This is a genomic window from Rhodocytophaga rosea (assembly GCF_010119975.1).
Classification (GTDB): domain Bacteria; phylum Bacteroidota; class Bacteroidia; order Cytophagales; family 172606-1; genus Rhodocytophaga; species Rhodocytophaga rosea.
In genome coordinates this window covers 2,975,785-2,990,405 of record NZ_CP048222.1, presented here as the reverse complement: position 1 = coordinate 2,990,405, position 14,621 = coordinate 2,975,785, and the positions used below count along the sequence as shown (strand labels likewise).

Here is a 14,621-nt window from a genome sequence, read left to right as displayed (position 1 = left end):
ATGTTCGGACAGCAATCGGTGAGAAATAAGATGGATAAGTTTCTCACTATATTTGCACTTTTCCTGTGTTGGTCTGAAAATATACCTGAGCAGGAGTAAGGTAATCTAACGACTGATGTGGCCGCTGATAGTTATAGCGGGTAAAGTATTGATCGATACCCGACCAAAGTTCCTTTCCATTAATGGGAGCACATAAATATACGTATTCATATTTAACATTGCGCCACAATCGTTCAATAAAAACATTATCTAAAGCTCTACCTCTGCCATCCATAGAAATACGAATGTCTCTAGTTGATAACTTATCAGTAAAAGCCGTAGCTGTAAACTGCGATCCCTGATCTGAGTTGAAAATCTGTGGCTTTCCGTATTGAAAAGAGCTTTCTAATGCATCCAGACAAAAATCTACTTCTAATGAGTTGCTTAACTGCCAGGCTAATACAAACCTAGAGTACCAATCCATGACGGCTACTAAATACATGAATCCTTTGGCCATTGGGATATAAGTGATATCTGTACTCCATACCTGATTGACTTGCTTTATTTTTACTCCTCTCAACAGGTAGGGATAAATTTTATGTGTCGGATTTGCTTTACTCAAGTTTGGCTTAGGATAAACTGCTTCTAACCCCATTGTCCTAAGCAATCTGGAAACTCTCTTATGATTTACCTGATAACCTTTCTGTCCTAGAAACCACTGCATTCGCCGAATGCCATAATAGGGAGTGTCCATGTACTGTTCGTCTAACAGACGCATTAGCAATAGGTTTTCCTCACTTTCTTCGCAAGGTCGGTAATAATATCCCGAACGATGTAAGCCCAGCAGTTCACACTGCCTTGCGATACTGAGACCGGAATGGGTCGGATCTATTAGCAATCGTTTCTGAGAATTATCCCACACCTGATTTTTTTTTAAGCCAGTCAAGTTCTACCTGTAACTGGCCAATCTGCTGGTATAGTCGGTCTAACAATGATTGCTGATTTTCTTTTTTCCCTTTGGTTTCTTCTTTAAAGACTTCCATCCCCTCTTGCAAAAGTTGCTTTTTCCAAAGACCTATTTGGGTAGAATGTACTCCGAACTTTGCTGTCAGCTCACTTATCGTTTGTCTTTCTTTAACAGCCTCTAAAGCTACTTTGAACTTAAACTCGGCTGAGTAGCGCTTGCGTTTGTTTTCCATTAGTTGTATTTTTCAAATAGTTAAGTTATTAGTTTCCATCTTAACTATCTGTCCCATTTTTGGGGTACACTATAGACCAGTTGTATGAAACTGGAGAGAGTGTAGGGAAATGAAGAGATAGTTTTCTAACTTATTTATATTCTAGATTATATCCAAAATAAGTAATGTCCCCACCACCAATTCTACCGGGTAGCCCAAAAAGCAAGGCCAGTTTTATTTGTCATTAAAGATGTCTGGAGGCAAACTAAGCGATAATTATTTAGCCTAACAGAAAATACGCATTGTATTAGAAGGTCTTAAGGGTGAGGAATCCCTAGCTCATAACTCTCATTGAGAGGGCATCAAAGCGAAATAGTCTATGAATTAGGGATTCGAACATTCGCAATCATTCAGCAAACTTTTTCAAGGCAAAGTCTAATTTTTCGCTCTAGCATTCAGGCAATCATTTAACGATGACCCGAATCGAAACTTATCTTCAGTATTGTACTGGATTCTCATTTTAACTACAAACACCCTCATTTTGGATACAATCAACAAATCAAACATGCTCACCTTTGCCATATCATAAAATTTCAAATCAAAAATTATGGCACATCAAAATGAAAATGCAAATGTTGGAGATGCCTCAAGGCCAGCTACATCTAATAAAGTTTGGTTCATCACAGGTGCTTCCCGGGGTTTTGGACGCGTGTGGACCGAAGCTGCCCTCAAGCGTGGAGACAAAGTTGCCGCTACTGCGAGAAAGTTGTCAAGCATTGCCGATTTTAAAGAAAAATACGGTGATAAGGTTCTGACACTACAACTTGACGTGACCAGGCCTGATCAGGTAAAGACCGCCCTGGAACAAGCGTATGCTCAATTTGGAAGGCTGGATATCGTTCTCAATAATGCCGGCTATTCACTTGTTGGTACCATCGAGGAAGCGAAAGCTGATGAGATACGGCAGTTGTATGAAACCAATATTTTAGGTGCGGTCTCTGTTATCCAGGCAGCCCTGCCTTTACTGCGGAAGCAAGGGAATGGACACATATTGGGTGTGTCGAGCAATCTGGGCCATGTGACTTTGCCAGTGATTGGCTATTACTGTTCCTCTAAATGGGCATTTGAGGCTATACACGAAAGCCTGGCCACAGAGGTGAAACCATTTGGTATTAAGGTAACGATCATAGAACCGGGCGCCTATGCTACTGAGTTTGGAAGTCAAGAATCCTTGAAGTTTGCAGAAGGCCTCGACTTCTACGCTGATTTCAAAGCCCGGTTTTTCGACCGTTTAAAGGGATTGGAAAGAGGCGATCCGAATGCGACACCAGAAGCCATATTCAAAGTAGTGGATTCAGAAAATCCACCCCTACGGTTCTTCCTCGGCAGTCACAATTTGCCCTGGGTGCGTACCGCTTATGCGGAGCGCCTAGCGACCTGGGAGGAGTGGGAAGAAGTTTCCAGTTCAGCCCAAGGGCAAGCAAAATAAAGGATTGGGAAAGGACAAAAATCTCTTGATAATAGATCCATGATAGCCGATATTTATCGATAGTATCGGTTATCGTTTTAGTTTTAGAAAGTGTCACTATGAAAAAAGTAGAGAGTAACCATCATACATTTGCTTCCATATCGGACGCACACCGGGCTTTTGGTTTACCTAAGCCCCAGCATCCATTGATCAGTCTGATAGGCAGTGCCAATAATGGGGACGTGGTAAACAGTCCATCCGGCTCCCATGTATTGAATTTTTATAAAATATCCTATAAGTCAAAACTCAGTGGAAGATTAAGATACGGGCAGCATTATTACGATTTTGATGAAGGAGGTTTATTATTCGCTTCTCCCAATCAAATAATCGGCGCTGGTGACGATGAGAATACGAAAGAAGACTGTTCACTCTATGCCTTGCTCATACACCCGGATTTTTTTCTGGGATATCCTCTGGCTAAAAAGATAAGGCAGTATGGCTTTTTTTCTTATTCGACCAATGAAGCTTTGCATCTTTCAGAAGAAGAGAAAGAGACGATCATTTCTATTTTCAAGCTGATCCAAAATGAGTTGAAGGGCCGGATTGATGACTTCAGCCAGGACGTTGTGATTTCACAAATTGAACTATTACTCAACTACGCAAATCGATTTTATAAACGTCAGTTCCTCACCCGTAAGGCAGTAAGTAACGAGTTGCTGCAAAAGCTGGAAGACCTGGTAGAAGAGTATTTTAAACATAATACATCATTGAGCCAGGGATTACCGACCGTTGGCTATCTTGCAGAACACCTGAACCTTTCGTCAAGTTACTTAAGTGATATGCTGAGGTTACTGATCGGACAGAATGCGCAGCAATATATTCATAGCAAACTCATTGAGAAAGCCAAGGAAAAGCTGTCTACGACTAGCTTATCGGTAAGTGAAGTGGCCTACGAGTTGGGTTTTGAGCATCCGCAATCCTTCAGCAAATTGTTTAAGGCAAAAACCAATGTTACTCCTCTGGAATTCAGGCAATCATTTAACTAATAGTTAAGGTAACTCTAATAATCATTGTTTCGGATACAACAACCTGTGATTTGACTACAGCCAACAGTTCTTCCATACCCAACTTTGTAGTGTAATCATTTCAAAACTTAACATTTAAAAAATGAACACAAAAAAAGTTTGGTTTGTAACCGGAGCATCAAAAGGATTAGGTTTATCCTTAGTACAAAGATTGTTGGCCGAAGGCTATCAGGTAGCTGCCACTTCCAGAACAGTTGAAAGCCTCCAAAAAGAAGTAGATCAGTCTGCAAACTTCCTGCCTCTGGAAGTAAACTTGACAGACGAAACTAGTGTAAGCCATGCCATTGCTAAAACGATAGAAACGTTTGGTGGTATTGATGTAGTTGTAAATAACGCTGGCTATGGACAATTAGGTACTCTGGAAGAATCGAGTGACAAAGAAGCCCGGGAGAATTTTGACATCAATGTATTTGGCTTGCTGAATGTGATCAGAAGTGCAATGCCCCATTTCCGCAAGAAGAAATCAGGACACATTATTAACATTTCTTCGATTGCAGGCTTTTTAGGTGCCTTTCCGGGCTGGGGCATTTACAATGCTACCAAATTCGCCGTTGCCGGCCTTAGCGAAGCTTTTTCCGCAGAGGCTAAATCCCTGGGCGTGAAAGCAACCATTGTTTATCCCGGCTATTTTAAAACAAACTTTTTACTGAAAAGCTCTCTTCGCTTTGCCCAACATCAAGTTGCTGATTACAAAGAAGCCAGAGAGTTAGACAGAATGCATCTGGAAGACATTCCGGGTAACCAGCCTGGAGACCCCCAAAAAGCAGCTCTTGCATTAATACAAGTAGCCGAAAGTGAAAATCCTCCATTGCATTTCTTTATGGGAAGCGATTCTTATGGAATGGCAAAGCAAAAATTAGAAATTCTTCAAAAAGAACTTGAGGCAACTGAGGCCATGAGTCTGTCAACAGATTTTTCCAGTTAATTCACTGTTTACCGGAAAGATCGCCCTGTTGCAATAATAAACCAGGGAAGGGCAGTCTTTTCTATATCCAAAGCTCTACTATGGAAACAAGACGGAATTTTATTGGCAGAGCAGGATTGGGAATGGTAAGTATATTCTTTGATCCACAAGTAATAACTATATTGAATAGCTTTTCAAAAGGACAAAAACACATGAAAGCATTATCAGATACTGGAAGTTCCATCGTGGGGAATGTTGGAGCTATTGAAAGGCTTTACTTACTCAATGGAGGATTTGCCATAGCCCCAGATAAATCTGTGTATACACCCGGAAAATGGAAAGGCGAGCAAATCACCCTTTGCTGCCATGCCTACCTGATAAGGCGCCAGGATGAATGGATTTTGTGGGATACAGGCATAGAAGATGATATCATACAAGAACCAGGAGGCAAGGTAATCGCCCATAACATACGGGCTGTGGTGGTGAGAACCATTCGTTCCCAACTTGCAGATATTGGCATAGCTCCGGAAGCTATTAGCAAAGTAATTTTATCGCATGCTCATTTCGACCATATAGGAAATACAAAGTTGTTTCCTAAGGCTACCTGGTATACTCAGTATCAAGAATATAAAGCAATGTTTGGGCCTGACTATGCGCGCTATGGATACCTGCCTTCCCTTTATGAAAACTTAAAAAGAGCAAAAATGAAGTTAATGAATGGCGATTATGATGTGTATGGAGATGGAAGCATAAAGGTTATTTCCACACCAGGACATACGCCAGGGCATTGCTCCTTATTAATTCGATTACCCAAAATAGGTCCGGTGATGCTAGCTGGGGATGTGGCACATTTTACATATAACCTGGAAAACCACTGTGTACCTAGTATGAATAGTGATTATACGCAATCCCTGAACTCTATGAAGCGTGTGGAGGTGATTGTACAAACGGAAAAAGCCCAACTTTGGCTTAATCATGATATGGTACAAATGGCAACTATTCCACAGGCGTCTTCCTTTATAGAGTAATGGTTTCACTATTTCATAAGTAGCTATGAAAAACGAACATGTATACACATTTAATTCCATCAGCGAGTTTCATAAAATGAGCGGATTACCCAAACCTGAACATCTACTAGTGAGTCTGGTGGATTATGGTCTGGTAGATTATCAAACTCATGAAAAGGAAATCAGCTGGGTACAAAACTTTTATTCTATCGGATTGAAGCGGAATATTCAGGGCAAGTTCCGCTATGGGCAACAGCCATATGATTTTGACGAAGGATTACTATCGTTTGTGGCGCCAGGCCAGTTAGTGCATCTTGCTGTAGTAAAGCCCGACGTAAAACCAACCGGTTTTCTCCTGCTTTTTCATCCCGATTTTTTGTGGAATACCTCACTTGCGAAAACTATCAAACAATACGATTTTTTCGGCTATGCAGTGAATGAAGCTTTGTTTATGTCGGAAAGGGAGGAGGCTATTATTACTGAACTTATGCTGAATATTGGGCAGGAATATCATGCCAATATTGATAAATTTAGTCAGAAAATCATTATTGCCCAGATAGAGTTGCTCCTGAGTTATAGTGACCGGTTTTATGGAAGGCAGTTTATTACCCGGCAAAAGAGCAGCCATCAACTGCTTGAAAAATTGGAAATGGTGCTGGAGGAGAGTTTCAAAACCGATAACCTACTGGAGAAAGGTTTGCCCACCGCCCAATACATCGCAGCGTCACTTAACGTATCTCCCAATTACCTAGGCAGTTTGCTGAAAGCACTAACTGGGCAAACGACTCAAGGGCATATTCACAATAGACTGCTTGAGAAGGCCAAAGAGCGGCTATCCACTACTAGCTTATCGGTGAGTGAAATAGCCTACGAGTTAGGCTTTGAACACCCGCAATCGTTCAGCAAATTATTTAAAGCAAAAACACAACTTTCGCCTTTGGAATTCAGGCAATCGTTTTATTAAGAGGAGCCCCGAATAACCTTTCAACCTTGTCGTGAATCATCTGTTCGCCTACAAGCAACAAACTTGTGTGTGGATGCCATCAATTGAAAGCTGATCTGAATTGCACAGGCGATGTATGGGTTTTCATTTTGAACAGCCTGCTGAACGATTGCGGATGTTCAAAACCTAATTGGTAAGCCACCTCGCTGATGGTCAGGTTTGTGGTAGACAACAGTTCTTTTGATCTTTCGATCAGCTTTTGATGGATATGCTGTTGTGCATTCAGGCCGGTGAGCGAACGCAGCATATCGCTTAAGTAATTGGGGGTAACATTCAAGTGTTCCGCCAGATATTGTACGGTAGGCACACCGTGATTAAGTGACTTATTATCTGCAAAATACGTATTTAGCAACCCTTCCAATTGCTCAAGCAGATCACTACTCACTGCCTGCCGGGTTAAGAACTGACGCTTATAAAAACGCTTGGCGTAACTGAGCAGCAACTCAATCTGAGCAATAATTACCTCATGGCTAAAGTCATCGATGCGGCTGTTTAATTCTTCGCCTAAGATGGTATAGATAGACATCATAGTGGCTCTTTCCTGCTCAGACAGGTGCAGCGCCTCATTGCTGGCGTATGAAAAGAAACCGTAGTTTTTGATCTTGTTGGCCAACGGATAGCCTTGCAGGAAATCTGGGTGAATGATTAGCGAATATGCTTGATTATTCTCATACTTTTCCCGAACGCTGCCTACAACCTGATTGGGAGCAGTGAATACTATGCTACCTTCATCAAAATCATAATAGCCCTGACCATACCTGAACTTGCCACTCAATTTGGTGATGAAAGAGATCTTATAGAAACCTGCCACATAGCTGGTCGGTAGTTGGTTTAAATCGATTTGTGCTTTTGTGGCATCCAGCAAACTAATCAAGGGATGAATGGGGCCTGGAAGTCCCAACATCTTATGCATGTCTGGGATAGACTCTAATTTTCTGACTTTTGGCGTTTCACTTTTCATGTGGAAAGATACTAACTATGACCGATGAGTGTTGCAGTCACCGGTCATATATTATATTTTGGTATACTGTGCTTTAGTGTACCTGATGAACATTGATTACCAAGGAAGAGAACCTTCAGGCCCGGTAAAGGTAGCGGTCGGGCCGTTGGTTTCCAATGCCACCCGGACTGGTTCACGCGAACCTACCTCCAGTGAGTCGGTGCCCTGAAAATTATTCAGCGCTGTGGCTGTAAAGCCGGGACTAACTGCATTGACCTTGATATTTTCTTTTTCCAGTTCGATAGCAAAAGCCATAGTAATGGCATTAAGGGCCGATTTAGAGGCAGCATACACAACACCAAAATGTTCTCTAGCCCAGCATGCGGGATCAGATATCCAGGTAAGTGAACCCAGGCCACTGGATACATTGACAATACGGGCTGCTGATGATTTTCGAAGCAAAGGCAGCATGGCTTGTGTAACAGCAATAACTCCAAATACATTGGTTTCCCAGACCGTCCGTACCTCAGCCAGCGAGGCGGTACTGGCGCGGCCATCCTCAGTTATTTCTTCCAATGTGCGGCCAGGCTTGCCTGCATGGGATATACCTGCATTGTTGACAAGCAGATCCAGGTGTCCATGTTCTTTCTCAATTTGCGCTACGGCAGCAATTATAGAAGCCTGCTGATTTACATCCAGTTGGATAGCATAGGCATTAATACCCATTTTAGCAGCCGCCTTTTCTCCATTTTTTAAGTTACGCGATCCCACATATACACTATATCCATGAGCGGCAAGCGCTTTTGCGATCTGAAAGCCTACGCCCTGGTTAGCACCCGTTACAAGGGCAACTAATTGATTGTTTGCGGATGATCCAATTTGATTTTCCATAAGAATAATAATTAATGAACAGTGCAAAACTCAGAAATTATTATTTTTTCAAGATAACCAAATCAAGGACATTTGTAACCAAAATGACAGGGATGTCTTAACATTGAATTATACTTAATAATTTTTCAGAAAGTAATCAAATCAAAACATTAAATTAGAAAAGTTCATATATGAAGTCTCTCTCCAGCAACCAGTACAGCAATCCATCTGATACAAACAGATACTTCATGGTGCTTACACCAGCATTTTTAGCATAATTTTTTATTTGTTGCAAAGCAAGGGCTGATCCATCGTACTTGCGTTTGGTTTCAATAAGTACAACAGGCATTTTCCTTTGACTATCTTCATATAAAACCATGTCATAACGGTTTAATTCTATGCCAATGCGTTGATTTGACCATCCAAGGGACTGAAAAAAGGAATAACCAGAAAGGCTTTGGTTTCATCTTTGTAAGTGAGTTTTTGCTCACATAGTATACTAATTGGAAAAGGGGTAGGATGGTACTTAGCATTATCCCATTGAGATTCTATTCTACTTTTAATAGTAGATGCCTAATTAAGTACAGTCTATTAAGATACATAATTTCAATATTTGTATGTAATTTGTATGTAATTTGTATGTAAATAAAAAGCACTTATAAGATTATATCTCATAAGTGCTTTTTATCAAGTGGACGTGTAGGGTGCGTCATAATATTATTAAATATTTAATTATCAAATACTTACAAGTATATACTAAAACTAGTTCACCGAATAGTTCACTTTTAATTTAATTTGAATTGATTTGTTGGCTCATTCAACCAAAAAAATTCTCAATCGGTCTATCTTGAATCAAATTTTATTAAAGTGATGGCATGTGGTATGCAACTGTATAGTATAAAAGGATAGTAAAGGTATACCTGTCTTTGAAGTAACTCAACCATCAAATGATCATAATGCCCTTCCTGCAAAATCAGCCATATTGGCAGCAGTTACAAATACTGGTTAAAAAAATCAAAGTAACGTTAGCTAAAAAAGATGAGTTTTTGTTACCGTCCTCGTAAGGGGTTCTATTAACCCTTTTAACACTTACTTCTTGTAGACTACCCACTCAACTGAGATCCTCTTTTGCAAGGTATGCTCCTTGAAGTACGCTCAAACTTTAGCAGGCAACTAATCCTTACAGAGAAAGTTCTTATCCTTTTACGATACCCATGCTCAAAGGCATCAATAAGCTCGATAGCTATTCCTGAATCTTTTTTTCAGAAGGGCCCTGCGACAGTCGAGACAGATATTCGAAGAAGGTGATCCAGAAATATACTCTGATATTTCTATATTTTTTGTTTTCATTAGGGTAGGCAAGCACTTTATGCATCTATAACTTCTAGAAGCAATACCAGGCTACAACTCATCAAACCGATGCACAAAAACCTTAACCTGTTTAAGCGTCTGACCTGGAAGCAACCAAACAACCTACGGGTTTATGAGAAAATTCTATCCAAACCTTTAATGTACAGACTGGATTATTCTGGACAACTTATGAATATCAGGACATAAAATTTATAAAGCATTTTAAATTTCTTTCTTTTACTATATATGCATTTTATTTACATAACTGTTTTAAGAAACTACCGCCATATTTTTTTCGCACTACTGGTCATTCAAGCTTTTTTTAGCCAGGCTTTTTCGCAGCAAAAACCTATGTTGTTGTGGTTTGATACGCCAGCCTTTCAGCCGAAAGAATTCAGTTATAAAGCAGAAGAATTTACAAATCCATTTCGTTTTGAAGAGAAGGGATGGTTTGAAGCTATCCCCGTTGGAAACGGCCGGTTAGGTGCTATGGTATTTGGTGGTGTTTTTGGAGAAAGAATACAGCTCAATGAATCAAGTCTATGGGACGGCTATCCACGTGATGCCACTAATCCGCTGTCGGCTAAATCGCTGCCCCGGATTCAGCAATTGATGTTTGCTGGTAAAATAGATGAAGCCGAACAGTTAGCCGAGAAAACAATGCTTGGCATACCCCTTCGTATCAATCCCTATCAATCCCTGGGCGATCTGTTTATTGAGCAGATACAAGATAAGGCGGATACGGTGTACACTAATTACCGGCGTTGGCTGAGCCTGGATTCGGCGGTAGCCGTTACGCAGTTTCAACATAGGGGGATCAATTACCGCCGGGAGGTATTTGCCTCCAACCCAGATAGCGTGATTGTGATCCGGATTGTTTGTGATAAACCCAGCAACCTTAACCTCCGGATTAAATTGATGCGGGAAAGGGATGCAATGTCTTCAGCTTCTACTTCCGAGCCAAATGCTATCGCCATGCAAGGACGTATAAACCGCCTGAACGATAAAACTAAAAAACCTGCCGGGATGAGGTTCTGTTCGTACGTCAAAGCTGTCAGTAACACCGGTAAAATCACAGTAGCCAAAAACGGCGTGATGACTGTAAAAGATGCGAGCGAACTCGTACTTTACATTACAGCAGCTACCAGTTATTATCAGAAGAATCCTGCCAGTGCTTGTATTCAAACCATCAAAAGAGCCGTTAGCAAAACAGTGCCCGATCTGTTCAGTTCACACCTAGCAGATTATCAATCGCTCTATGATCGGGTGAAGATTAACCTTTCGGCTCAATCAAACCCGTATGAACTGCCACAGGATAAACGGCTGGAACGGGTAATCAAAAACAGTTTTGAAGACCCATACCTGTCTGAACTACTCTTTCAGTATGGGCGCTACCTGTTAATTGCCTCATCCAGGAAAGGAGGATTACCAGCCAATTTGCAAGGCATCTGGAACCAAAGCATGAACCCACCCTGGAGTTCAGATTTTCATATCAATATAAATCTGCAGATGAATTACATGGCTGCCGAAGCGGTGAATCTGTCAGAATGTACCTTGCCGCTATTTTCACTGATAGATTCGCTTGCTGTGCATGGCAAACATACGGCTAAAGTGATGTACAATGCACGGGGCTGGGTGGTGCATCACCTGACAGATGTATTCTGGCGGACTTCGCCCGTTGATGGGGTAGTAGGCATATGGCCAATGGGAGGGGGATGGCTGGCGCATCATCTGTTTGACCATTACCTGTTTTTGCGTGATCAGTCTTTTTTGCGTGAACGCGCCTTTCCTCTAATGAAAGGAGTTGCCCAGTTCTACCTGGACTTTCTGGTGCCGATTCCAGAAGGGATGCCAATGGCAGGTAAACTAGTCACTAATCCTTCACATTCGCCGGAAAATGCTTTTGAGAAAGAGGATGGCAGTCAGTTTCAATTTACGTATGGGGCAACAATGGATATACAGATATGCCGCGAATTGTTTACCAATTGCCTGCAAGCTATTGATGATTTGAGTACACCCGGAAAGCCCTTTGATCCACAGTTTAAAGCCGAACTGGAAAAAGCGCTGGCTAATCTTGCTCCTGTACAGATAAGCCCCCAGACAGGTATTTTGCAGGAATGGATAGAAGACTATAAAGAGCCGGAAATCGGACACCGACATATTTCGCATCTGTACAGCTTGTTTCCCGGAAATTTGATCAATGCCCAGACACCAGACTTGTATGCAGCTGCCCGGAAATCGTTGGAAAGAAGGCTTAAGGGTAATCCGAATGCGGTGACGGAAGAAGCCAAAAACCGCTATAAAAGTTATGGCAGTTACCTGGATGGCAAAAGTTTTGGGGGGTGGCAAAGCGTATGGATTGCCATGATGTGGCTTCGTTTAGGTGAGGCAGAGGAAGCCTACAAACATCACCAGTATCAGCTCAAATATGGCATGAAACCTAACTTCTTTGGTGCTGCTTATCAGTTAGACGGCACTTTTGGATCTTCTAATGTAGTAGCCGAAATGCTGCTTCAGAGTAATACTGGTGCGTTAAATTTACTTCCGGCATTGCCTAAGTTCTGGCAGGCAGGTTTTATATCCGGACTACGTGCCAGAAATGGGTTTGAAGTAGACATTAGATGGGAAAAAAATCAGCTGACAGAGGCAAGAGTTACTTCAAACAATGGCGGCTTGTGCCGTTTACTGGTAACTAAACCTGTAAAAGTGTTTTTGAATGGACAGGAAATTGCGAAAACAAAGAACAATCAGAATGAAATCACCTTTTCTACCCAAAAAGGAGGCGTGTATACCATAAATGCTACTGATCTATAAGTTCAGTCATAGGAATGTTTTAAAACAAAAGAAAACAGGCAGCCAGTATCTGAATTAATATACTGGCTGTGTACCCGTTATCATTACAAGAAGCAATACAGAAATTCCACTTGACCAATAAAAATATTTTGCTTTTCTAACAGGATTATTTCTATAATTTTTTGTTTTCATTAGGGTAAAGGGGTGCTTTTTGCATCTATCCCTCTAGAAGCGCTACCAGGCTACAACTCATGCAACCGATGCAGAAAAACACTACCTTGTTTAAAGAAGACAATCGGAAGACAGCCCCTTTCATGTGCGGATCAGAAAGCGAAAACAAAGAGGATAACTTGCTTGATAAGGAGCGGTTTATCCGGAAAACTTTTGAGGATGACCCGGAAAAAGGCTTCGAACTTCTTTTTAAAGCATACTACCGGCCTTTGTGTAGCCATGCTGCCCGGTATGTTTACTCCAAAGAACTGGCCGAAGACCTGGTAGGGGAGGTGTTTGAAAAATTTTTCAAAAAGCAGCTTCACCTACAGGTAACTACTTCTTTTCAGGCCTATCTCTTTACGGCAGTCCGGCATCAGGCATTTCAACATTTACGGACTGAATTCAGCCGTAAGAAAGTGGTGCCCCTGGGTGAGCATGATATTAATTGCCCGGTACTAACCCCGCATCAATTGCTCCAGTATGACGAGCTGTACCTGGAAATAGAAAAAACCATCCATTTATTGTCTCCGCCTGTTCAAAGAGTGTTTCTGATGAGCCGGTTTGAAGGAAAGAAGAACTCAGTTATTGCCGAAGAATTAAAAATTTCTATTAAAACAGTAGAGGCACATATCACAAAGGTTCTTAAGCTTTTGCACAAAGTACTGCAGCACCAGTTTACAACTGTTTTAACGGTTTTACTATATTTTCTCTTAACGCGTTAGGGTAAAAGCGCTTTTTTTCATCTATCTAATACCAGATGACTATACTCCACTATGGAACAGAAATTCTCCAAAAATACTTTGTTTAACTTCTTCTCCGGGAATGCATCACCTATGCAGAAGAAGGCGATAGAGGAGTGGCTGGAAGAAGACTCTAACCGGGAATGGTTTTTTGAATGGCTTAAAGAATGGGAAAACGAACACCCTCAATTTCTGGCTGATACGGACCTGGCTTACGAGCGCTTTAAGGTTAATCTGAAAACCGGAAGCCGGAAAAAAGAAGTCAGGTTGTTACACACACCTCCTCAACGCAACATAAAGGCATGGATGGTAGCCGCTTCTGTGTTGCTGTTACTGACCTGTAGTGCCTGGTTTTTGAAAGATGCTATTTTATACAAAACCTATACAACGGCATTCGGTGAAATAAAAAGTATCACCCTTGAAGACAATAGCCAGGTAGCATTGAATGCCAATTCATCGCTTCGTGTGCCCCGTTTTAGTTTTGGTTATGGAGACAGGGAAGTATACCTGAAAGGGGAAGCTGAATTTTCAATTACCCATACGCCTACCCATCAAAAATTTATTGTAACTACTCCCAATCAGTTGTCTGTAGAGGTGCTGGGAACAAAATTCATTGTTTACTCAAGGCCAAGGGGCAGCAAAGTGATTCTACAAACAGGCAAAGTCCGGGTAAGCAATGCTTCAAATGAGTCTCTCACGATTGCTCCTGGTGATATGGTTTCTTTAGACCAAAAAGGGGCACTTCAAAAACAACTGGTACAAGGCGTGGAGAAATATGCAGCCTGGAAAGACAAGCGTTTTATCTTTGACCGAACCTCTCTAAAGGAAATTACTTATCTGATTGAAGAAAATTTTGGTGTAAAAGTGTCTATCCCTGATACTGCCCTGGCCAACAGGAGCATATCGGGAACCTTTCAGGCCAATAATGTTGAAGAAATGCTTGAAATGCTCTCTGATGTATCCGGCCTTCAGGTAACTGAACAAGACAAGGTTTACATCCTCAACGCCAGCGAATAACTACATCATCTTTGTATCTGCAAGCACATAATAAAAATATACTCTTTTAAAAATTGTATTTTTTGTAGTTAAGA

General features: G+C 41.4%; 12 protein-coding genes. 8 read left to right on the top strand and 4 right to left on the bottom strand.

The genetic code is table 11. From position 1 onward, the window contains the following. Positions 1–46: 46 nt before the first annotated feature. A protein-coding gene (locus tag GXP67_RS12495) for an IS3 family transposase (protein ID WP_232064550.1) occupies positions 47–1,178 on the bottom strand; the annotation gives its coding sequence in 2 pieces (ribosomal slippage) (positions 47–905 and positions 904–1,178; 1,134 coding nt in all). 586 nt (positions 1,179–1,764) lie between these two features. On the opposite strand from GXP67_RS12495, the gene GXP67_RS12490 reads away from it, so the two are divergent. The 5 genes from GXP67_RS12490 (at position 1,765) to GXP67_RS12470 (ending at position 6,585) form a co-directional block, all read left to right on the top strand. Then, positions 1,765–2,646 (top strand): SDR family NAD(P)-dependent oxidoreductase, encoded by an 882-nt coding sequence (locus GXP67_RS12490; protein WP_162443423.1) that lies wholly within the window; start codon positions 1,765–1,767, stop codon positions 2,644–2,646. A gap of 98 nt (positions 2,647–2,744) precedes the next feature. After that, positions 2,745–3,671 carry a helix-turn-helix domain-containing protein gene (locus GXP67_RS12485; RefSeq protein ID WP_162443422.1) on the top strand — a complete coding sequence of 309 codons (927 nt, stop codon included), beginning with the start codon at positions 2,745–2,747 and terminating at the stop codon, positions 3,669–3,671. 121 nt (positions 3,672–3,792) lie between these two features. After that, complete coding sequence (locus tag GXP67_RS12480) at positions 3,793–4,635, top strand: SDR family NAD(P)-dependent oxidoreductase (protein ID WP_162443421.1); 843 nt, start codon at positions 3,793–3,795, stop codon at positions 4,633–4,635. 80 nt (positions 4,636–4,715) lie between these two features. Then, positions 4,716–5,642 (top strand): N-acyl homoserine lactonase family protein, encoded by a 927-nt coding sequence (locus GXP67_RS12475; RefSeq protein ID WP_197901684.1) that lies wholly within the window; start codon positions 4,716–4,718, stop codon positions 5,640–5,642. Between the two features lie 25 nt (positions 5,643–5,667). Continuing rightward, positions 5,668–6,585, top strand: coding sequence for a helix-turn-helix domain-containing protein (locus tag GXP67_RS12470; protein WP_162443420.1), 918 nt, complete (start codon positions 5,668–5,670; stop codon positions 6,583–6,585). A gap of 79 nt (positions 6,586–6,664) precedes the next feature. Here GXP67_RS12470 and GXP67_RS12465 read toward each other — a convergent pair whose 3' ends face one another. The 3 genes from GXP67_RS12465 to GXP67_RS12455 all read right to left on the bottom strand — a co-directional run bounded on the left by GXP67_RS12465 (position 6,665) and on the right by GXP67_RS12455 (position 8,813). After that, positions 6,665–7,585, bottom strand: a complete 921-nt coding sequence (locus GXP67_RS12465) for an AraC family transcriptional regulator (RefSeq protein ID WP_162443419.1) — start codon at positions 7,583–7,585, stop codon at positions 6,665–6,667. A gap of 96 nt (positions 7,586–7,681) precedes the next feature. Continuing rightward, positions 7,682–8,455, bottom strand: coding sequence for an SDR family NAD(P)-dependent oxidoreductase (locus GXP67_RS12460; RefSeq protein WP_162443418.1), 774 nt, complete (start codon positions 8,453–8,455; stop codon positions 7,682–7,684). 154 nt (positions 8,456–8,609) lie between these two features. Next, on the bottom strand, positions 8,610–8,813 hold the full coding sequence (locus tag GXP67_RS12455; RefSeq protein WP_162443417.1) for a hypothetical protein: 204 nt from the start codon (positions 8,811–8,813) through the stop codon (positions 8,610–8,612). A 1,217-nt stretch (positions 8,814–10,030) separates the two neighbouring features. Between GXP67_RS12455 and GXP67_RS12450 the strand changes: the two genes are divergently transcribed. The 3 genes from GXP67_RS12450 (at position 10,031) to GXP67_RS12440 (ending at position 14,547) form a co-directional block, all read left to right on the top strand. Further along, positions 10,031–12,598: a glycoside hydrolase family 95 protein gene (locus tag GXP67_RS12450; protein WP_162443416.1), complete on the top strand. Its 2,568-nt coding sequence runs from the start codon at positions 10,031–10,033 to the stop codon at positions 12,596–12,598. Positions 12,599–12,828: 230 nt separating this feature from the next. After that, positions 12,829–13,512 carry an RNA polymerase sigma-70 factor gene (locus GXP67_RS12445; RefSeq protein WP_232065189.1) on the top strand — a complete coding sequence of 228 codons (684 nt, stop codon included), beginning with the start codon at positions 12,829–12,831 and terminating at the stop codon, positions 13,510–13,512. 51 nt (positions 13,513–13,563) lie between these two features. Then, positions 13,564–14,547 (top strand): FecR family protein, encoded by a 984-nt coding sequence (locus GXP67_RS12440; protein WP_162443415.1) that lies wholly within the window; start codon positions 13,564–13,566, stop codon positions 14,545–14,547. The last annotated feature ends 74 nt before the right edge of the window (positions 14,548–14,621 follow it).